Here is a 21,267-nt window from a genome sequence, read left to right on the forward strand (position 1 = left end):
AATATTTTGAAAGGTTAATTTATTTTTGGAATCGTTTACCTTTGAAAAAACTTCTTTATATGTTACGTTGGATTATATTTATTTTAATCTATAGTATTTTTTCAGTTTACGGATATCAGGCTATTAAAACAGTGACCAAAGCGAGTTGGTTTCATTATTTGTTTATTGTAGTGGCACTGGTTATTGCAGGAAATTTTATATATCAATTTTCTTTAGGATCAGACGGTAGAGTTTTAAACCCAGCAAAGAGTTATGCTTTTGGATGTCTATTGGCTTTTATGTCATTAAATCTTGTGATTGTTCCTATCTTACTTGGAGAAGATGTTATTAGAGCTTTTGTAGGGGTATACGATAAGTTCACAAGCAAAGAAGCGTTTGATATGTCTTCTAGGCGTAAATTCATTAGCCAAATAGCTTTAGGTTTGGCAGCTATTCCATTTACCTCATTGCTCTACGGGATGTATAAAGGAAAATACAAATTTAGAGTTTTAGAATATGTGCTTTATTTTGAAGACTTACCAGAGGCGTTTGATGGCTACCGCATTACTCAGATAAGCGACATTCACTCTGGTAGTTTTGATAATTTTGAAAAGATTAAATATGGCGTGGACCTAGTAAATGAGCAAAAATCTGATGTGATTTTGTTTACAGGAGATTTGGTCAATAATAAAGCCTCTGAGATGACACCTTGGAAAGATCTCTTTGGTACTTTGAAGGCGAAAGATGGTGTGTTTTCTGTTTTAGGAAATCATGATTACGGTGACTACGTGGATTGGGATTCACCCGCTGCTAAAGAAAAAAACCTTGATGATCTCAAACAGATGCAAAAGGAGATGGGCTACGATTTATTGCTTAATGAAAGTCGATTTATTGAAAGAGACGGTCAACGTATTGCATTAGTTGGTGTTGAGAATTGGGGAAAAGGTGGATTCAAAAAATCTGGTGATTTAAGAAAGGCTAGTGAGCATATAGATTTAAATGATTTTAAGATTTTAATGAGTCACGATCCTAGTCATTGGGAAGAGCAAGTTATTCATGATGACTATCATTACCATTTGACATTAAGTGGTCATACACATGGGATGCAATTTGGGATTGAAATTCCTGGTTGGATTAAGTGGAGTCCAGTAAAATGGCGCTATAAACATTGGGCAGGAATATATAAAGAACTAGGCCAATATATAAATGTCAATAGAGGTTTTGGGTTTTTGGCATATCCTGGTCGTGTTGGGATTTGGCCCGAAGTCTCAGTCATTACACTTAAAAAAGGTACTAATGACGCATAATATTGTAGAAATGTTATATTTACTCTTTAATTGTTTATTTTTATAAATATTTAAGAGTGAACCTATTGATTTTTAGAACCTAAAGTATTATCTAAAATGTAAGTAGGTTTATATATGCATGTCTGATTTAAAAGTTTAAATGTATGTCAAAATTTGGGGAACTTATAGATGTAGATATTCCTGTCTTGTTAGATTTCTTTACAGAATGGAATGAACAATCTACCGCAATGCATCCTGTAATGAGAGATGTAGCGGCAGCTCTTGGTGATAAAGCAAAAGTCATTAAAATTGACGTCGATAAAAACAAAGAATTAGCTGAGGCACTTCGTGTTAAAGGCCTGCCAACACTTATCATTTATAAGAATGGTGAGATGAAATGGCGTCATAGTGGAGAGCAAGATGCTAATACACTGATTGCTATCGTACAAGAATATATCTAATACTTAAGAGAGAGATTTAAATACATATCCTTTTTTGCTAAAGGTGTCTAATACTTTCGGAAGCGCGTACATCATATTCCTTGATGCCTTTAGACTATCGTGAAAAACGATAATACTTCCTGCTTTACTTTTTGAGATGACATTTTCTAAACATTTTTCTTCGGAAATATTGTGCTCCCAATCAAAAGACAGTACATCCCACATAACGATTTGATAACCTGCCTCCATTAGTTTTCTGCCTTGTTTAGGTGTTATCTGTCCGTAAGGAGGACGGAAGAAAGTAACACTTGAAGCCTTAAAACTTTCTAAATTAGAATTAATGGTGGTTTGAGCCTCGATAACCTCCTTCAAATAATCTTTAGTTTTTGTTTTCCAACCTTTGATGTGATTTTGGGTATGGTTGCCAATAGCATGACCTTCTTTAACGATGCTCTTAAAAATATTTGGATGCTTCTCAACATTATTTCCAATACAAAAAAAAGTGGCTTTTGCGTTGTAGTGCTTTAGAATGTCTAATGTCCAGTTTGTGATTTCTGGAGTTGGACCATCATCAAAAGTTAAATATAACTCCTTATTAGTAGTTGCTATGTCCCAAACATAATTTGGGAACATTTTTTTTGCAACTACTGGTGTTTTTACTGGAGCTATTTTCACAGTCTTCTTAGTCTTGAATACCTAGAATTTTGTCTATAGTGTCTTTTGGGAAATCTCGTTCTTCTCTTACTGGAGGTTTTGCTTCCTCCTCGTCTTCGTTGGTGAAGTGCTTAAAACGTTTAAGATAATTATTAAACTTCTCTGTTTCTTTCATGGCGAAATCTTTATCATTATAAATGACTAGAATATCCACAAGGCTTCTGTAGCGTTCAATATCTGTTACAATTTCATCTAAGTAACGTGTTTGGTTTTCTATTGTCAATCCACTCCAATAGGTTAAGTTTTCCTGATATTTTCTAGAGACATCAATATATACTTTTCTAGCTTTATCCGTTTTATCAATTTCATAATAACCACTAATATAAGGTTCTAAAAGCGTATAAAAGCCAAACTTGTCTACAGGCATTTTTTCCATCGCTAAATCAGCAATATTCTCTGCTTTATCTAACTTGTCTTCGTTAATTAATTGTTCTAAAAGCCTAGCAAGATTACCTCTGTAAGTGATACCGTTTTTACGGGTTTCAACATCGTGATAAATTTTGTCGCTACCGCTATTCCCCCAATCCCAAGACATGACTTTGTCATACATAAGCTCGGAGTCAACACGACCCATATCAAAAGGATTAGCTCTGTTAACTTCTGTTTTTATTGGGACTAGTTTATAACACAATCCGTCGAGTTGTAAATAATCTTTCATCCAGATATAATCGTCATCACTAAACGCGCCACCTGTAAAATAAATTGGACGTTTCCAATCATTATTAGCGATGATATCCAGCATTAGCAATCTGTTTTTATACAAGGCGCTTCCAGAAATAGTAATATCAATGTAAGGTTCTATTTTATCGGCATCTTTGTCTTTGACAATACCATATTTTAAAACATTAGCTTTATCGACAGGAACTCTGACATGAGAGGTCGGTAAATAGTTTGAGTTTTGTAATTGAACAGGATAGCCATTAGGGTCTTCTCCTTTGCGTTGCATCGCATATTTAAGATTGTATTTTGGGTCGTCATTAGATATGAAATCCATGTACTCTTTAATACCCATAGTGTCTTTAGTGATTTCATATTTCATGATATAATCACGCGTACCGTATTTGTATTGATCATGAGTTAACTGCGAGGGGATGGGGTCACTGTCATAAGCTTTACGCTTCATTTGGTCGATGTACCAATCGGTTTGAAACAAACTGGTGTTAACGACACGTACATCTGTTCTCACACCTTCAATTTCTTGTAAATACCACAACGGAAAACTATCATTATCTCCAATGGTAAACAGTATAGCGTTTGGCGCACAGGATTCGAGATATTTTCGAGCCATGGCTTGTGCAGTATATTTTTCTGATCGGTCATGATCGTCCCAATTCTCAGCAGCTAATATTCCAGGGACTAGAATTAAGCAGACTACCGTTATTATAGGAGCTAAAAATTTAGAGTTGGAGAATTTCCGAAGTCTATCAAAAATAGCATAGACACCAAAACCAATCCATATCGCAAATACATAGAAGGAACCTACCACAGAGTAATCTCTTTCTCGAGGTTCAAAAGGTCTCACATTGGTATAGAACTGAATAGCTAGTCCTGTAAATAGAAAGAAAACAAGTAATACCCAGAAGCGTTTTGGATCTCGTCCTAATAAGAATAAAAATCCAATGATGCCTAAAATTAGCGGTAGCATATAATAGGTGTTTCTTGCTTTATTATCGGCTACATCACTAGGGAGATTGTCTTGAGACATGCCTAATCGTGTTTCATCAATAAAGTCAATTCCGCTTATCCAATTACCGTGTAAATCATCGTATTTACCTTGAATATCATCTTGTCGCCCAGAAAAATTCCACATGAAATAACGCCAATACATGTAACCTAATTGATAATCTACCATATAGTAGAGATTGTCAGCAATTGAGGGCTTTTCTATGACTAAAAAGTCTCTACCAAATTGTTTTAAGAAATTATGATAGTCTTCATAATCGACTTTGCCTTGAGCGACTTCATTTTTAAATTCATTAACCAATTGTCGAACCTGATTTTCCATTTGATATTCGGGTTTGATTCTAAAATCTAATAACCCAGTAAACATCATATAATTTTCAGCATGCTCTGTGCTCCACATTCTAGGTAGAACGGAGGCATGTTTTGAGTTGTAGCGTTGTTCGGCATTTTTCCACTCATTAACAATGACATACTCGCCTTTGTCATAATCTTTTTCATATTTAGGTTTAGCATCTTTATATGGATTGTTTTCATCTAAACCAGAATATTGATCTGTAAATAGTGGTCCGTAAAACAAATGTGTTTCAGGATATTGCTCTAAATTATAATAGGCTAATAATTCCCGAGCGCTTGACGGATTATTCTCATTTATAACCACATTAGCATTCGCGCGAATTGGTAACATGACCCAAGATGAGAAACCAATAAAAATAAAAATTAAGCATAAGGTTAAGGTATTTGCATATTTATATCCTTTATCACGTGTGTATTTTAATCCGAAATAGAATGCGGTAACTAATAGTATTCCAGTAATTATAGATCCAGAATTAAAAGGTAAGCCTATGGTGTTGACGAAGAAAATTTCCGAAGCACTAAAAAGCAAGAGGGCATTTGGAAGTAATAATTTAAATATGAATAATAGTATGGCTGCCGCTGCGACATTAGCAATAATGAAATTTACTACAGTAATTTTTTTGTAATTTTTGAAATAATAGATAAGACCTAATGCAGGAATAGTTAATAATCCCATAAAGTGAACTCCAAAGGATAATCCAATCACGAACGCTATTAGAATTAACCATCTGTGACCTCTAGGCTTGTGCATATCGTCTTCCCATCGCAATCCTAAATAGAATAAGATGGCCATAATTAAAGTGGCCATGGCATAAACTTCAGTCTCTACTGCATTAAACCAAAACGAATCGGTGAATGTGAATGCTAAACTTCCAACTAAGGCACTCCCTAAGATTGCAATGTATTGGTTTTTTGATAAGCTTGCATAAGATGTGTTTTTTGTGTCTTCTTGTTTTGGGGTTGTTACTCTGGCTAATTTTGTCAATAAAATAGTCATAGTCCAAAACATAAATAATATGGTAAATGCACTTGATACTGCACTCATCATATTTAGCATGGCACCAATTTGAGCAGGTTCTAAGGCAAACATAGAAAAGAATGCTCCTAGCATTTGAAATAGAGGCGCTCCAGGTGGGTGACCTACCTGTAATTTTGATGAGGTGAGGATATATTCTCCTGCATCCCAGAAGCTAACTGTAGGCTCTATTGTTAGTCCGAAGGTTATTAGCGCCACGGTAAAAGCAAACCATCCTAAAATGGTATTCCATTTCTTGAAGTTGAAATGTGTCATAAAACAAGTCTTTTTGATGCGAGCGAAATTAACAATAAATATCAAAAGCACTACTCATTTTAAGTAAACGTTACCATTTTTTGATTTTTTATAAAAAATTGTTTGTACAAATGAAACTTTGTATTAAATTTGCACCCTCGTTAAGATATTGGCCTATGGTGTAACTGGAAACACATTGGTTTTTGGTACCAAAGAGTCTAGGTTCGATCCCTAGTGGGCCAACTGAAAACGGAAAAGTCCTTACTATTTATGTAAGGGCTTTTTTTATTATTCTAAATTTCAGTAATCATATTTTGAAAGTAATCACAGGTCTATTCGCGTGATTTACAAGATCTTCACTAATGCTACCATTGAGGAAATGCGAAATACCTTGCCTGCCATGGGTGCTAATCCCAATGAGATCGGCATCAATATGCCTAGAAAAGTTAAGAATTCCCTGCTCTACAGATTCGTCATTATAGATATTTAGAGTAAAGTTTTTAAAGCTGTAATCACTTATAAATTCATTAATTCTATCATTAGCTTTTTTTGTTGTTGTAAAATTACTAGCGGTATTTACCATTAGTAAATGCAATTTAGCGTCAAAATTAGTAGCGAACTCTGTGGCCTGTCGATAGGTTTCTTTATTGTCATTTTTAAAATCTGAAGCAAAAACAATATCATCGATACTAAAGTCATCATGTTCATTTTTAATTACAAGAACAGGAACATTAGAATGTCTAACTGCTTTTTCAGCATTAGAACCTACAAACATTTCTTTAATGCCACTTGCGCCGTGAGAACCCATAGTAATCATAGTGATGCCATGTTCTTTACAGATATCTGAAATGCCGTTAAATGAACCATCAGGTTTAACGATTTCGTGCACGGTAAGGCCGTCTAAATAGCTGCTGTTCATAATGTCTTCAAATTTTTTATGAGCCATTTTCATAAAAAACATAACTTCAGGAACATCTACATAAGTGTTTACAACATCAATTTCTTGCATTGGGATTTTTAGCATATGCAATAAATATATCTCGCTATTGTGTTTTTTTGCTATTTGTGCAGCAACTTTTAAAGCATTTTCTGCTGCTGTGGAAAAATCGGTAGGAACTAATATTTTTTTCATCTTGGTGAGCTGATTATGATTACATAAATTTAAGAATAAAAAACGAGACTTAATCACTTGTGAAAGTCAATAAAAATATTGTATATTTGCAGCGTTGTTTTAAGAAAAAAAAATAATGAGCGGACGTGAAGTCCGCTCTTTTTATACTAAAAATGTTCAGAGATACTGTAAAAAAATTATTAGACGAAGGATTAAGCCAACGAGAAGACCTGTTTTTAATCAGTTTTGATGTATTGTCAGACGATACAATAAAAATTATTATTGATGGAGATAACGGAGTTCTAGTTGAAGATTGTATCTTTATCAGTCGCGCCATTGAAAACAATTTGGATAGAGAAGAGCAAGACTTTTCTCTAGAAGTCTTGTCCTCTGGGGCTACAGAGCCTTTAGTAAATATAAGACAGTATAAAAAAAATATTGGTAGAACACTAAGTGTGAAAACCAAAGAAAATGAAATGATAGAAGGGGTATTAACTCAGGCAAACGAGGATGCGATTCTTTTAGAGTGGAAATCAAGAGAGCCTAAGCCCGTTGGTAAAGGTAAAGTAACAGTAAAAAAGCAAGTTGAAATGGCGTACGATGCTATTTTAAAAGCTCAAGTGGTAATAAAATTTTAATTCATAATTATGGAAAATATTGCGTTAATTGACTCGTTTTCAGAATTTAAGGACGATAAATTAATTGATCGTGTAACGCTAATGGCCATCTTGGAAGATGTATTGAGAAATGCGTTGAAGAAAAAATATGGTGATGACGATAATTTTGATATTATTATAAATCCAGATAAAGGAGATTTAGAGATTTGGAGAAATAGGATTGTGGTTGCAGATGACGAAGTTGAGGAACCAAATCAAGAAATTGCACTTTCTGAAGCTCAAAAAATTGAACCAGATTTTGAAGTTGGTGAAGATGTAGCAGAAGAGGTGAAGCTTATAGATTTAGGGCGTCGTTCAATTTTAGCATTACGTCAAAACTTGATTTCTAAAATTCACGAACACGATAATACAAATATATATAAGCAGTTTAAGGAACTTGAAGGAGAGATTTATTCTGCTGAAGTTCATCATATTCGTCATAGAGCTATAATTCTATTAGATGATGATGGTAATGAAATCATCCTTCCAAAGGATAAACAAATACCATCAGACTTTTTTAGAAAAGGAGAGAATGTAAGGGGGATTATTGAAAGCGTTGAATTAAAAGGGAACAAGCCTGCTATTATAATGTCTAGAACCTCACCAGCGTTTTTAGAGAAATTGTTTGAACAAGAAATCCCTGAAGTATTTGACGGCTTAATTACGATCAAACACGTGGTAAGAATACCAGGAGAAAAAGCAAAAGTAGCGGTAGATTCTTACGATGATAGAATTGATCCTGTTGGTGCTTGTGTAGGTATGAAGGGATCAAGAATTCACGGGATTGTTCGTGAGTTAGGTAACGAGAATATTGATGTTATAAATTACACGAGTAACATTCAACTTTTTATTACAAGGGCCTTAAGTCCTGCTAGAGTCACGTCTGTGAAAATTGATGAAGAAAATAAACGTGCTGAGGTGCTCCTAAAACCTGAAGAGGTTTCTAAAGCTATAGGTAGAGGAGGTCACAATATTAGGTTAGCTGGTAAATTAACTGGTTATGAAATAGATGTATTTAGAGAAGGCGCAGAGGAAGATGTAGAATTATCAGAATTCTCAGATGAAATCGAAGGATGGGTGATTGCAGAATTTAGTAAAGCAGGTTTAGATACAGCGAAAAGTATTTTAGAACAAGACGTTATTGATCTTGTAAAAAGAACTGATTTAGAAGAGGAAACAATTATTGATGTTATAAGAATTCTGAAAGAAGAATTCGAGGATTAATGCTAGGTCACCTTAGTTAGGTGGTTTTGGTAGAACAGATTTTTAAGTTATATTACAAGCAATTTATGGCTCAAGTTAGATTAAATAAAGTATTAAGGGAATTGAATATCTCTATAGATCGTGCTGTTGATTTTTTAGAATCAAAAGGTGTGGAAATAGAGAAAAGCCCTAATACGAAAATATCAGAAGAGGTTTATGGAATTCTTTCAGGTGAATTCCAAACTGATGCTAATAAAAAAGTGGCTTCTTTAGAGGTTAGCGAAGCAAAGCTAAAAGAAAAAGAGGAATTACGTGAGCAGCGTGAGCGTGAGTTGGAAGAAAAAGCTGCTAGAGAAGCTAAGAGTCGCGAGGTTGTTAAAGCCAGAACAGAGCTTAGTGGTCCAAAACAAGTTGGTAAAATAGACTTAAATAAGGATAAAACATCTCAAGTTGAAGCCCCTAAAGTTGACGCTCCTAAAGTTGAAGCTCCTAAAGTTGAAGCACCAAAACAAGAAGCACTTATAACTGATGCTCTTAAAACGAATGTTTCTAAGACGGATGTATCAAAAGAGGAAACTTCTAAGAAAGAGGCTTTAGAAGCAGAGTCTCCAAAGGCAGTCTCTTCTGAAGTAGAGGCTCCAAAAGAAGAAACTTCAAAAGAAATTATAAAAGACGCGTCTCCAGTTGTAGAGAAAACAACTGAAAAAGAAGAAATACCTATAATAAAGGATTTCAAAAAAGCGACTCCACCAAAAGCTATTGAGAAAATTGATAATAAGGTAGTTGCAGAGCCAGCAGCACCAGAGAGTCCCGCAGAAGAAACTTTAAAAACACAATACAAGAAACTTTCGGGGCCTAAGATTGCGGGTGAAAAAATTGATTTATCTCAATTTAAAAAGCCTAAAAAGAAAGAAGAGAAAAAAGCGTCTGATACAGATAAAAAGAAGAGACGAAGAATAAGTAAAGGACCGTCAACTACTACTAATGCTAGTGCTGGTGGTGATAGATCTAATAACAGAGGCCCTAATCAGAGAGGCGGTTACAAAGGTAAAATCCAACCTGGTAAAAGAACAACTACGGTTAAAGCTGAACCAAGTGCAGAAGATGTACAAAAACAAGTACGTGAAACACTAGAGAAACTTCAAGGTAAATCTAGTAAAGGAAAAGGTGCTAAATACAGAAGAGAAAAAAGAGAGCAACACAGAGAGCAGTCAGAAATTGACCAACAAATTGAAGCTGCTGAAAGCAAAATTCTTAAAGTTACTGAGTTTGTGACGTCTACAGAAGTTGCTACGATGATGAATGTTCCCGTAACCGAAATTATATCGGCATGTATGTCTCTGGGTATGATGGTGACAATGAATCAACGTTTAGATGCTGAAACTTTATCTGTTGTTGCAGAGGAATTTGGCTATAAGGTTGATTTTGTTACAGCAGATACAGAAGAAACAAAAGAAATAGTTCAAGATAATCCAGAAGATTTAGAGCCTCGTGCCCCAATTATTACGGTAATGGGTCATGTGGATCACGGTAAAACGTCATTATTAGATTATATACGTAAAGAGAATGTAATTGCAGGAGAATCTGGTGGAATTACTCAGCACATTGGTGCTTACGGAGTGACCTTAGATAATGGACAAAAAATAGCATTCCTCGATACACCAGGTCACGAAGCTTTTACGGCCATGCGTGCTCGTGGTGCTCAAGTAACAGATTTAGCGATCATTGTAGTTGCTGCAGATGATTCAATAATGCCACAAACTAAAGAAGCAATTGCTCATGCGCAAGCAGCGGGAGTGCCAATTGTTTTTGCAATAAATAAGATTGATAAGGTTGGCGCCAACCCTGAAAAAGTAAAAGAAGGATTAGCACAAATGAACTTATTAGTTGAAGATTGGGGTGGGAAAATTCAGTCTCATGATATCTCGGCTAAAAATGGAACAGGAGTCAAAGAGCTTTTAGAAAAAGTATTATTAGAAGCTGAATTATTAGACCTCAAAGCAAACCCAAATAAGCGCGCAAGCGGAACTGTTGTAGAAGCATTCTTAGATAAAGGTCGTGGTTACGTATCTACTATTTTGGTGCAAGCTGGAACTTTAAAAGTTGGAGATTATGTTTTAGCTGGTAAAAACAGTGGAAAAGTTAAAGCCATGCATGATGAACGTGGACACGAAGTGAAAGCTGCAGGACCCTCAATTCCGGTATCTATATTAGGATTAGATGGAGCGCCTCAAGCTGGAGATAAATTTAATGTATACGAGGATGAGCGTGAGGCAAAACAAATTGCAACCAAACGTATGCAGTTGCAACGTGAGCAAGATGTTCGTACAACTAAAACATTAACTCTTGCAGAAATTGGACGTCGTATTGCTTTAGGTACATTTAAAGAATTGAACATCATTATTAAGGGTGATGTAGATGGTTCTGTTGAAGCATTAACAGATTCTTTTCAGAAGTTATCTACTGAAGAAATACAAGTTAACATTATACATAAAGGTGTCGGTGCGATTACAGAAAGTGATGTGTTATTAGCAACAGCTTCAGATGCTATTATAATCGGTTTTAATGTAAGGCCAATGGGTAATGCACGTCAAATTGCTGATAAGGAAGAAATCGATATCCGCATGTACTCGATCATTTACGATGCCATTAATGATCTTAAAGATGCAATGGAAGGCATGTTGTCTCCAGAAATTAAAGAGGAGATTACGGGTACTGCCGAGATTAGAGAATCATTTAAAATTTCTAAAATTGGTACGATTGCGGGTTGTATGGTTTTAAGTGGAAAAATATATAGAAGCTCTGGTATTCGTTTAATTAGAGATGGAGTTGTTATTCATACAGGAGAATTAACATCGTTAAAACGATTTAAGGATGATGCAAAAGAAGTAGCTAAAGGTTATGACTGCGGTATTCAATTAAAGAATTATAACGATATTCAAATTGATGATGTGATAGAAGCATTCCAGGAAGTAGAAGTTAAGAAGAAACTTAAAAGTAAATAGGATATCACTGGGTTCTGATTTTTTCAGAATTTTGTAGATATTTACATAAAAAAATGCGACTCCATAGAGTCGCATTTTTTTATGTTGTGCAAAATTAATTTAAAAGGACTAATCCTCTTTTTTAGGTTCAAAAACCATGGCTTTAGAGAATTTCTTTTTGATTTCTAATAAAGCAATGTCGGCTTCTAGGCGTGTGCTAAAATTGCCCACCCAAACTTTGTAATTAGGTGTTTCATAGACCATTTCTGCAGGCCACTCGGCAAATGTGTTTTGAAATTTTATCTTAAGTGATTCTGCTTCAGATCGTGATCCAAAATCTAATTGAATTTTATATAAATCCACTGTTTTTACATCTTTTTTGTATTCTAATAGTTTAGTGATGTCATTGTCTTGTTCGATTGTAACGACACCTTCTTGTGCACTGAGGTGAGTTGAAAACACGACTAAGAGTATTAGAGATATAGGTGATTTGAGAAAAATTAGTTTCATATTTTTTTAAAATGTAGTACAAAGAAAACGTTTTTTTTTATGAGATGTTTTAATGAATCGAAATATTAATATAATAGCACCTCGAAATGTTATTTAGAATCCTTATAAATTGGCAACTATCACTTCTGTAACATATAAAAAATGGACTATAAGTATTAAATTTGCAGGAGATTTTACGATCGGATTTTCAAGAGTATTAATGAAAAAACCGGACCAAAGTTTAGAAGAAAATTCAACTAATAATATGAAACAAGTGATTTACCGACATTTAGCCTCAAAGATTCCTTACTTAGGATTGGTTATTTTACTTACGTTTTCTACGTCACTTAATGCTCAAGAGGGTGATCCTGACAAGGGGAAAACTATATTCAACGTTAACTGTGCTTCATGTCATGCTTTAGATAGAAAGATGACTGGGCCAATGCTGCGTAATGTTGAGACGCGTTTAGCGGAAGAAGAAGGTTTGGACCGTGAGTGGTTAAACACATGGATTCGTAACAGTGCAGGGATGATTAAATCTGGGGATGCTTACGCAAACAAGATTTATAACGAATACAATGGGACAGCAATGACTGCATTCCCTCAATTGTCAGAGCAAGATATTACCGATATTCTAGCGTATACTGCTCAGCCTGCAAAAGTGGTGATTGTAGATCAGCCTGTTGGCAGTTCTGGCGGTGGAGAGGCATCGGGGAGTGTTCCAAATAAATTGATTCTTGGTGCTTTAGCAATTTTATTCGCGTTATTGGCTATCGCTCTTGTTCTCGTAAGAAAAACATTGAATCGTTTTGCTGAGGAAAAAGGTATTGAAGCGGTTAAGAAAGATAAGAGATTACCAATTTGGAAAGCATTTGTTCAGAATCAATTTTTAGTATTGGTCACTGTTGTATTCTTTTTATTAGCAAGTGCATACTTTGTTTACGGTTATTTGTCGCAAGTTGGAGTTGATCAGGGTTACATGCCAGTTCAGCCAATTCATTACTCGCATAGAATTCATGCAGGTGAAAGTGGTATTGATTGTAAGTACTGTCACTCTTCTGCAAGAGTTAGTAAGCATTCGGGTATTCCTTCGCTAAACATCTGTATGAATTGTCATAAATCAATATACCAAGTTGCAGAGACAACGCAGCAAGAAGGGATTAAGGAGTACGGTGTTGATTACAATGCTGAAATTCAAAAGTTATACAAGGCAGTTGGATGGGATGAAGCTGAGCAATCGTATACGGGAGTTACCGAACCAGTAAAATGGATTAGAATACATAATCTTCCTGATTTTGCTTATTTTAATCATTCGCAACACGTTACAGTAGCAGGTATAGACTGTCAAACATGTCATGGTCCTGTTGAGGAAATGGAAGTGATGTATCAGCATTCACCCTTAACTATGGGATGGTGTATTAACTGTCACCGAGAAACTAATGTTAATGTGGAAGGCAATGAGTACTATACAAAAATACACGACGAGTTATCTAAAAAGTATGGTGTAGATAAATTGACGGCTGCTCAAATGGGCGGATTAGAATGTGGTAAGTGTCACTACTAAAAACAGTGCTTAGTATTTTCCATGAAAATGGAAATCTCAAAAAGGGGATTTAAAACGATAATAATAAATAAGAAGTAATTCAATTATATAATATGTCATCAAACAAGAAATACTGGAAAAGTGTTGAAGAGCTAAAAGATAATAGCCCTATTGTTGAGACGCTTAAACAAAACGAATTTGTAAGTGATATCCCTACGAGTGAGTTTTTAGGAGACAAAGAGACTTTAGAGTCTTCATCTACTACGCGTCGTGACTTTTTAAAGTATGTTGGTTTTAGTACTGCAGCAGCGTCACTCGCTGCCTGTGAAGGACCAGTAATTAAATCAATTCCTTACGTTATTCAGCCAGAATCTATAATTCCTGGTGTTGCTAATTATTATGCAACTACAATCGCTAATGGTTTTGATTTTGCAAGTGTTTTAGTAAAAACACGTGAAGGGCGTCCTATCCAAATTAAAAACAATGACTTAGCAAAAACACACAACAGTGCCAATGCAAGAGTTAACGCTTCTGTTTTAGGTTTATATGATAGTATGAGAGTTAAAAGTGCCATGAAAGATGGTCAAGAGATCTTATGGTCTGCTTTTGATTCTGAAACTAATCAGAAGCTAACAGAGTTAAGGACTGCTGGAAAAGAGATTGTGTTATTGACACAAACTTATGCTAGTCCGTCAACGTCAAGGTTGATTTCAGAATTTAAGTCTAAATATGAAAACGTACGTCACGTTGTTTATGATGCGGTTTCAGAATCTGATGCTTTAGATGCTTTTGAAGGAAGTTACGGAACTCGTGGATTAGCGAGTTATGATTTTTCTAAAGCAATGACTATTGTTTCAGTTGGAGCAGATTTCTTAGGGGATTGGCAAGGTGGTGGATTTGATTCAGGATATGCTAAAGGGCGTGTTCCTAAGAATGGAAAAATGTCAAGACATATTCAATTTGAATCAAATATGTCCTTATCGGGAGCTAATGCAGACAAACGTGTGCCATTAACGCCAAGTCAACAAAAGCAAGTATTATCTAAATTATATAGTTTAGTAGTGGGTGGTTCTGTTTCTACAGATTTACCAGAAAACATAAATAGAGCAGTTCAAAGTGCTGCTTCAGAATTAAAGAGAGCGGGAAGTAATGCGGTTTTGGTTACTGGAATTCAAGATGTCAATGCTCAAATTTTGGCATTAGCAATCAACGAAAAACTAAACAGCAAAGCTTTTGATACTTCTACGCCTATTTTAACAAGACAAGGTAATAATGCAGCCGTTACTAAATTGGTAGCAGATATGAAAGCTGGCAGTGTTGGTGGGATTATCATGAGTGGTGTCAATCCAATGTACACATTGCCAAATGCATCAGAATTTGCTGAAGGTCTTGCAAAAACAGAATTATCTATCGCTTTCTCTATGAAAGCTGATGAAACGGCTATAAATGCTCAGTATATTGCTGCTACACCTCATTACTTAGAGTCTTGGGGAGACGTAGAAATAAAGAAAGGACATTTCAGCTTAATGCAACCAACTATTCGTCCGTTGTTTGATACACGTCAATTCCAACAAGCACTATTAATTTGGACAGGAAGTGATCAAACGTATAGAGAATATATAAAGTCAGGGTGGTCTGGTGGTTCTTTCAATGAGGCATTGCAAGACGGTGTTTATGTGTCAGGAGTGCTTTCTAGCGCGCCAGATGGATCATCTACGATAACGACAGATTCAATTTCGGGTTCTGATTCAGCTATTGCTGGTTTATCAGAAAATGTTGAATCAACAATAGGTTCAGCAGGAAGTGCGGCAAGAAGTTTGGCGTCTTCTGCTAAGTCGGAAGGAATGGAGCTGTCATTATATACCAAAGTTGGCATGGGTGATGGTCAAGATGCTAATAACCCGTGGTTGCAAGAATTTCCAGATCCTATTACAAGAACATCTTGGGATAATTACTTAACGATTTCGGCTACGGATGCAAAAGGATTAGGATTAGAAAATAATCATGTCGCAACTGGAGCTTTAGATGGTAGCTATGCAGATGTGACTGTAAATGGAGTCACTGTTAAAAATGTCCCTGTAATTATTCAGCCAGGACAGGCTAAAGGAGCTATAGGTTTATCTTTAGGATACGGCAGAACTGCAGGCTTAAAAGAAGAAATGATGACTGGGGTTAACGCTTACCCGTTATACCAAAATTTTAATACATCTCAAAACGTTACTGTTAAGAAAGCAGCGGGAATCCATGAATTTGCATGTGTACAGTTGCAGAATACGTTAATGGGTCGTGGAGATATTATAAAGGAAACAACTTTAGAAATTTTTAATACCAAGGATAGAACGGTTTGGAATAAAATTCCAACAGTATCTTTAAATCACGAGGAAGTTGAAGTAACTTCTCCAGAAGTTGATTTATGGGATGAGTTTGATCGTTCCATTGGACATCACTTTAATTTGTCCATTGATTTAAATTCTTGTACAGGTTGTGGGGCGTGTGTAATTGCATGTCACGCAGAAAATAATGTACCTGTCGTTGGTAAAGAAGAAATTAGACGTAGTCGTGATATGCACTGGTTACGTATTGATAGGTATTATTCTTCTGAAGATACGTTTGCTGAAGATGATACTAAAAAAGAAGAATTTTCTGGACTTTGGGGAGATAAAGGATCATTAAGTGGATTTGGAGAATTAGAAGATCCTGCTGATAATCCACAAGTCGCTTTCCAACCAGTAATGTGTCAGCATTGTAATCACGCGCCTTGCGAAACAGTTTGTCCTGTTGCCGCATCTTCACATGGTCGTCAAGGTCAAAATCACATGGCGTACAACCGTTGTGTAGGGACACGATACTGTGCAAACAACTGCCCTTATAAAGTACGTCGTTTCAACTGGTTCCTATATAATAAGAATGATGAGTTTGATTATCATATGAATGATGATTTAGGCCGTATGGTATTAAATCCAGATGTGACCGTTCGTTCTCGTGGAGTGATGGAGAAGTGTTCTATGTGTATTCAAATGACACAGAAAACAATTCTAGATGCTAAACGTGACGGTCGTGTTATCAAAGATGGTGAATTCCAAACAGCTTGTTCGTCAGCATGTGGCAGTGGTTCAATTAAGTTTGGTGACATTAATGATGAAGAAAGTGAAGTTGCAAAACTTTATAAAGATGATCGCATGTATCACTTGTTAGAAAGTGTTGGTACTAAGCCTAATGTGCAGTATCATACTAAGGTGAGAAATATTACAGAAGCATAGAAATTAATTAAGAAACAATTATAATAGATTATGGCGTCTCATTACGAAGCACCTATTAGAAGGCCCTTAGTTACAGGAGGAAAATCATATCACGATGTATCGGTGGATGTGGCTAGACCTGTTGAAGGAAAAGCAAACAAAGCTTGGTGGATTGTCTTTTCAATCGCACTTGTCGCATTCCTTTGGGGAATTGGGTGTATTATCTATACAGTATCAACAGGTATAGGTACCTGGGGATTAAACAAGACCGTAGGATGGGCTTGGGATATTACTAACTTTGTGTGGTGGGTTGGTATTGGCCATGCAGGGACATTAATCTCTGCTGTACTATTATTATTCCGTCAAAAATGGAGAATGGCAATTAACCGTTCTGCAGAAGCAATGACAATATTCTCAGTAATCCAAGCGGGTTTATTTCCAATTATTCACATGGGTCGTCCTTGGTTGGCATATTGGGTATTGCCTATTCCGAATCAATTTGGTTCACTATGGGTAAACTTTAATTCACCATTACTTTGGGATGTATTTGCAATCTCTACTTATTTATCAGTATCGTTAGTTTTTTGGTGGACTGGCTTATTGCCTGATTTTGCGATGTTACGTGATCGTGCGGTTAAACCTTTTCAGAAGAAAATATATGCATTATTAAGTTTTGGATGGTCAGGACGCGCTAAAGATTGGCAACGTTTTGAAGAAGTGTCTTTAGTTCTTGCAGGATTAGCTACACCATTAGTACTCTCTGTGCATACTATTGTATCATTTGATTTTGCAACCTCTGTGATTCCTGGCTGGCATACAACCATTTTCCCTCCTTATTTTGTGGCAGGTGCGGTATTCTCAGGTTTTGCTATGGTAAACACACTGCTTATTATCATGAGAAAAGTATGTAGCCTTGAAGATTATATTACTGTGCAACATATTGAATTAATGAATATTGTAATCATGATTACGGGTTCAATAGTTGGAGTGGCTTATATAACTGAATTGTTTATCGCTTGGTATTCTGGAGTGGAGTACGAACAATATGCGTTCTTAAACAGAGCAACAGGACCATATTGGTGGGCGTATTGGTCAATGATGACTTGTAATGTGTTTTCACCACAATTTATGTGGTTTAAGAAACTAAGAACGAGTATCATGTTTTCATTCGCAATCTCGATTGTTGTAAATATCGGAATGTGGTTTGAGCGTTTTGTAATAATTGTTACATCATTACATAGAGATTATTTACCATCGTCATGGACTATGTTTTCACCAACTTTTGTGGATATCGGAATTTTTATAGGAACCATTGGATTTTTCTTCGTGTTATTTTTACTGTATGCGAGAACATTCCCTGTTATTGCACAAGCGGAGGTTAAGACGATTTTGAAATCTTCAGGGGATCGATATAAAACAATAAGAGAACGAGGAGATAGTTTAGTAGGAACTGGTGCTGATAAAAGAACTTCAATGTTAAAAGTTGAAGAAGAGGCTATTGTTATTAAGTCTAGGCAAGATAAGACTGAAAAGTTAGATAACTTATTAAAAGGTGTTGGAACATTTGATGCTACGAGTGAAACTGCAGATGATTTAAAAGTGATCAATGGTATTGGTCCAAAAATGGAGGAGTTACTTAATAGTATTGGAATATTCACTTACGCTCAAGTAAGTAAAATGACAAAAGTAGAATATGACTTACTAGATCAAATCACAGAGTCCTTCCCTGGGAGAGCAGAGCGTGACGATTGGTCTGGACAAGCTAAAAAATTAATAAACTAAAATAGTACATGGAAGCTTCGAAAGTAATTCACGCTATTTATACGGATGATGACGTCTTAATGAATGCTGTCAAAAAAGTTAAGGCAGCAAGACATCATATTGAAGAAATATACACGCCTTTTCCTGTTCATGGACTAGACAAAGCTATGGGACTTGCGCCGACAAGATTAGCTATAACATCATTTTTGTATGGTTGTGTTGGTTTAACTGTTTCTATTGTCATGATGAATTTCATTATGATAGAAGATTGGCCCCAAGATATTGGTGGTAAACCAAGTTTTAGCTATATCGAGAATATGCCTGCATTCGTGCCTATCATGTTCGAATTAACGGTCTTTTTTGCAGCCCATTTGATGGTTATTACGTTCTATTTAAGAAGTAGAATGTGGCCATTTAAAAAAGCTGAGAATCCTGATCCAAGGACTACAGATGACCATTTTTTAATGGAAATTGCTGTTCATGGAGACGAAAATGAATTGACAAATTTATTGAAAGAAACTGGGGCAGTAGAAATTAATTTAATTGATAAAACGCATTAATTGATACAGATGAAAAGTGTTTTTAAAATAGTAGTAGTATTAATGGTATTTGCAAGTGTTGTTTCCTGTAAAAAGAATTCAAGACGTAATTATCAATATATGCCAAATATGTATGAGTCTATCGGTTACGAAGCTTATCAGGAATCTGATGCTTTTTCGGGAGGCGTAGAGGCTCAGTTGCCTGCGGAAGGGTCAATTCCTAGAGGAGATCACATGCCTTTTGAAATTGAAAACTCTAATGATGGGTATTTATTTGCTAAAGCAAACTTGCTAAGTCCATTAGATTCAACGCAAGTTGATGCTAATAGAGGTGGTGAGTTATACGATATTTATTGTGGTATTTGCCATGGTAGTAAAGGAGCAGGTCAGGGTAAACTGGTTAAAATGGAAAAGATTTTAGGGGTACCTAGTTATGGAGATGTAGGTAGAGCAATTACAGAAGGTAGCATTTATCATACTATTTACTACGGAAAAAACGCAATGGGTGGTTATTTAAATCAGCTAGATGAGGAAGAACGTTGGCAAGTTGTTAATTACGTACTGACTTTAAAGGCAGAGCTCGATAAAAAATAAGATAGATAAAGATTATATATAATTATGTATACATTTTCAAGTAAATTAAAATCAGTTGCTTTTGGCCTAATGATCATTGGATTAATGGGTGTTGCGTATGGTTTTTTCTCATCTAACAAAGATTTTACGGAAGTAGAAACAATGTTGGCGAGCGAAACTCATCATGGTGAAGGTCATGAGTCTGCGTCAGTGGATGAACATGAGGTAAAAGCTGACGATTCTCACGCTACTGGTACTCACGCGAAAACTGCTGGTAATGATTCTGAAGAAGTACATGAACACGCGGAAGTTGATGAGCACACTAAACATGTTAATCATGTAATGCATGCTATGCATAAAAGACCCTGGGCAGCATTATATGTTGCAGCGTTTTTCTTTTTTATGATTGCATTAGGTGTTTTAGCATTTTATGCTGTTCAGTTCGCATCACAAGCTGGCTGGTCTCCTTTATTGTTAAGAGTAATGGAAGGTATAACGGCTTATATGATGCCTGGAGCTATAATCGTTTTGTGTATCGCTCTGGCATCCGGGTTAATTGGTCATTACGGATTATTTATTTGGATGGATCCAGAGGTGGTAGCTCACGATAAGTTAATTCAAGGCAAGACAGATTGGTTGAATATCACTTGGTTTGGAATAAGAGGATTTATATTTATAGCTGGATGGTATTTATATAGATTTTTCTCACGCAAATATTCTATAGCTCAAGACGAAGCAGATGATAATAAGAATTTTATAAAGACATTTCGTATTTCAGCGGCATTCTTAGTATTCTTTTTGTATACAGAATCTATGATGTCTTGGGATTGGATTATGAGTGTAGATCCTCACTGGTTTTCAACATTGTTTGGATGGTATGTATTAGCAGGGATGATGGTTTGTGGAATTACAGTTATTTCTATGGTTACGATATACTTAAAGTCCAGGGGCTTTTTGCCAAAAGTGAATGATAGTCACATCCATGATTTAGCTAAATTCATGTTTGGGTTTAGTATATTTTGGACGTATTTATGGTTCTCACAATTTATGTTAATCTGGTATTCAAACATCCCTGAGGAAGTAACATATTTCGTAACACGCTTTCAAGACTATTTAGTTCCGTTTTTAGGAATGGTTGCAATGAATTTTGTATTTCCACTATTGGTCTTAATGAATAGTGACTATAAACGTATTCCTTGGTTTGTTGTTATGGCAGGTGTTGTAATTTTATGTGGTCACTACATTGATGTTTATGTAATGATTATGCCGGCAACAGTTGGTGATCAATGGTATATAGGAATTCCAGAAATATCGTCAATGTTATTCTTTACCGGATTGTTTATTTATATCGTCTTTAATGCATTAACAAAACATCCTTTAGAGCCAAAACGTAACCCTTTCATCAAAGAAAGTGAACATTTTCATTATTAATAAATTACCTAA

The 21,267-nt window shown here is 35.6% G+C and carries 15 protein-coding genes and 1 tRNA gene; 12 read left to right on the top strand and 4 right to left on the bottom strand.

All coding sequences use genetic code 11. From position 1 onward, the window contains the following. Positions 1–59 precede the first annotated feature (59 nt). Positions 60–1,286: a metallophosphoesterase gene (locus ACJAZK_RS07260; protein ID WP_415223332.1), complete on the top strand. Its 1,227-nt coding sequence runs from the start codon at positions 60–62 to the stop codon at positions 1,284–1,286. Positions 1,287–1,429: 143 nt separating this feature from the next. Next, positions 1,430–1,726 (top strand): thioredoxin family protein, encoded by a 297-nt coding sequence (locus tag ACJAZK_RS07265; protein WP_415223333.1) that lies wholly within the window; start codon positions 1,430–1,432, stop codon positions 1,724–1,726. A gap of 3 nt (positions 1,727–1,729) precedes the next feature. Here the strand turns inward: ACJAZK_RS07265 and ACJAZK_RS07270 are convergent, their stop codons facing one another. Together ACJAZK_RS07270 and ACJAZK_RS07275 are read right to left on the bottom strand one after the other, a co-directional pair. Next, the gene (locus ACJAZK_RS07270) at positions 1,730–2,380 is read right to left on the bottom strand and encodes a polysaccharide deacetylase family protein (protein ID WP_415223334.1); all 651 of its coding nucleotides are present in this window, start codon (positions 2,378–2,380) and stop codon (positions 1,730–1,732) included. 7 nt (positions 2,381–2,387) lie between these two features. Beyond that, positions 2,388–5,747: a DUF2723 domain-containing protein gene (locus tag ACJAZK_RS07275; protein WP_415223335.1), complete on the bottom strand. Its 3,360-nt coding sequence runs from the start codon at positions 5,745–5,747 to the stop codon at positions 2,388–2,390. Between the two features lie 149 nt (positions 5,748–5,896). Here ACJAZK_RS07275 and ACJAZK_RS07280 point away from each other — a divergent pair. Next, positions 5,897–5,969, top strand: a tRNA-Gln gene (locus tag ACJAZK_RS07280). Between the two features lie 64 nt (positions 5,970–6,033). Here the strand turns inward: ACJAZK_RS07280 and ACJAZK_RS07285 are convergent. Next, a complete protein-coding gene (locus ACJAZK_RS07285; protein ID WP_415223336.1) occupies positions 6,034–6,858 on the bottom strand; it encodes a universal stress protein in 825 nt (274 codons plus the stop codon). 152 nt (positions 6,859–7,010) lie between these two features. On the opposite strand from ACJAZK_RS07285, the gene rimP reads away from it, so the two are divergent. The 3 genes from rimP (at position 7,011) to infB (ending at position 11,701) form a co-directional block, all read left to right on the top strand. After that, complete coding sequence (gene rimP, locus ACJAZK_RS07290) at positions 7,011–7,475, top strand: ribosome assembly cofactor RimP (RefSeq protein ID WP_415223337.1); 465 nt, start codon at positions 7,011–7,013, stop codon at positions 7,473–7,475. Between the two features lie 9 nt (positions 7,476–7,484). Then, positions 7,485–8,717 carry a transcription termination factor NusA gene (nusA, locus tag ACJAZK_RS07295; protein ID WP_415223338.1) on the top strand — a complete coding sequence of 411 codons (1,233 nt, stop codon included), beginning with the start codon at positions 7,485–7,487 and terminating at the stop codon, positions 8,715–8,717. Between the two features lie 65 nt (positions 8,718–8,782). After that, the gene (gene infB / locus ACJAZK_RS07300) at positions 8,783–11,701 is read left to right on the top strand and encodes a translation initiation factor IF-2 (RefSeq protein WP_415223339.1); all 2,919 of its coding nucleotides are present in this window, start codon (positions 8,783–8,785) and stop codon (positions 11,699–11,701) included. A gap of 108 nt (positions 11,702–11,809) precedes the next feature. Here infB and ACJAZK_RS07305 read toward each other — a convergent pair whose 3' ends face one another. Then, the gene (locus tag ACJAZK_RS07305; protein ID WP_415223340.1) at positions 11,810–12,190 is read right to left on the bottom strand and encodes an SPOR domain-containing protein; all 381 of its coding nucleotides are present in this window, start codon (positions 12,188–12,190) and stop codon (positions 11,810–11,812) included. Between the two features lie 244 nt (positions 12,191–12,434). Here ACJAZK_RS07305 and ACJAZK_RS07310 point away from each other — a divergent pair, with 244 nt between their 5' ends. The 6 genes from ACJAZK_RS07310 to ACJAZK_RS07335 all read left to right on the top strand — a co-directional run bounded on the left by ACJAZK_RS07310 (position 12,435) and on the right by ACJAZK_RS07335 (position 21,255). Further along, the gene (locus ACJAZK_RS07310; protein ID WP_415223371.1) at positions 12,435–13,733 is read left to right on the top strand and encodes a c-type cytochrome; all 1,299 of its coding nucleotides are present in this window, start codon (positions 12,435–12,437) and stop codon (positions 13,731–13,733) included. Positions 13,734–13,825: 92 nt separating this feature from the next. After that, positions 13,826–16,972 (top strand): TAT-variant-translocated molybdopterin oxidoreductase, encoded by a 3,147-nt coding sequence (locus ACJAZK_RS07315; protein ID WP_415223341.1) that lies wholly within the window; start codon positions 13,826–13,828, stop codon positions 16,970–16,972. A 30-nt stretch (positions 16,973–17,002) separates the two neighbouring features. Beyond that, a complete protein-coding gene (gene nrfD / locus ACJAZK_RS07320) occupies positions 17,003–18,733 on the top strand; it encodes an NrfD/PsrC family molybdoenzyme membrane anchor subunit (RefSeq protein ID WP_415223342.1) in 1,731 nt (576 codons plus the stop codon). Between the two features lie 8 nt (positions 18,734–18,741). After that, complete coding sequence (locus ACJAZK_RS07325; protein WP_028871712.1) at positions 18,742–19,272, top strand: DUF3341 domain-containing protein; 531 nt, start codon at positions 18,742–18,744, stop codon at positions 19,270–19,272. 9 nt (positions 19,273–19,281) lie between these two features. Further along, complete coding sequence (locus ACJAZK_RS07330; protein WP_415223343.1) at positions 19,282–19,845, top strand: c-type cytochrome; 564 nt, start codon at positions 19,282–19,284, stop codon at positions 19,843–19,845. A gap of 24 nt (positions 19,846–19,869) precedes the next feature. Next, positions 19,870–21,255, top strand: a complete 1,386-nt coding sequence (locus tag ACJAZK_RS07335; RefSeq protein ID WP_415223344.1) for a quinol:cytochrome C oxidoreductase — start codon at positions 19,870–19,872, stop codon at positions 21,253–21,255. The last annotated feature ends 12 nt before the right edge of the window (positions 21,256–21,267 follow it).

Origin of the sequence: Psychroserpens sp. (genome assembly GCF_047633235.1) — a bacterium.
Classification (GTDB): Bacteria; Bacteroidota; Bacteroidia; order Flavobacteriales; family Flavobacteriaceae; genus Psychroserpens.

Coding starts and splice junctions, on each gene's coding strand:
- ACJAZK_RS07260 (WP_415223332.1), top strand. CDS start 60: ATGTTACGTTGGATTATATTTATTTTAATCTATAGTATTTTTTCAGTT.
- ACJAZK_RS07265 (WP_415223333.1), top strand. CDS start 1,430: ATGTCAAAATTTGGGGAACTTATAGATGTAGATATTCCTGTCTTGTTA.
- ACJAZK_RS07275 (WP_415223335.1), bottom strand. CDS start 5,747: ATGACACATTTCAACTTCAAGAAATGGAATACCATTTTAGGATGGTTT.
- ACJAZK_RS07285 (WP_415223336.1), bottom strand. CDS start 6,858: ATGAAAAAAATATTAGTTCCTACCGATTTTTCCACAGCAGCAGAAAAT.
- rimP (WP_415223337.1), top strand. CDS start 7,011: ATGTTCAGAGATACTGTAAAAAAATTATTAGACGAAGGATTAAGCCAA.
- nusA (WP_415223338.1), top strand. CDS start 7,485: ATGGAAAATATTGCGTTAATTGACTCGTTTTCAGAATTTAAGGACGAT.
- infB (WP_415223339.1), top strand. CDS start 8,783: ATGGCTCAAGTTAGATTAAATAAAGTATTAAGGGAATTGAATATCTCT.
- ACJAZK_RS07305 (WP_415223340.1), bottom strand. CDS start 12,190: ATGAAACTAATTTTTCTCAAATCACCTATATCTCTAATACTCTTAGTC.
- ACJAZK_RS07310 (WP_415223371.1), top strand. CDS start 12,435: ATGAAACAAGTGATTTACCGACATTTAGCCTCAAAGATTCCTTACTTA.
- ACJAZK_RS07315 (WP_415223341.1), top strand. CDS start 13,826: ATGTCATCAAACAAGAAATACTGGAAAAGTGTTGAAGAGCTAAAAGAT.
- nrfD (WP_415223342.1), top strand. CDS start 17,003: ATGGCGTCTCATTACGAAGCACCTATTAGAAGGCCCTTAGTTACAGGA.
- ACJAZK_RS07325 (WP_028871712.1), top strand. CDS start 18,742: ATGGAAGCTTCGAAAGTAATTCACGCTATTTATACGGATGATGACGTC.
- ACJAZK_RS07330 (WP_415223343.1), top strand. CDS start 19,282: ATGAAAAGTGTTTTTAAAATAGTAGTAGTATTAATGGTATTTGCAAGT.
- ACJAZK_RS07335 (WP_415223344.1), top strand. CDS start 19,870: ATGTATACATTTTCAAGTAAATTAAAATCAGTTGCTTTTGGCCTAATG.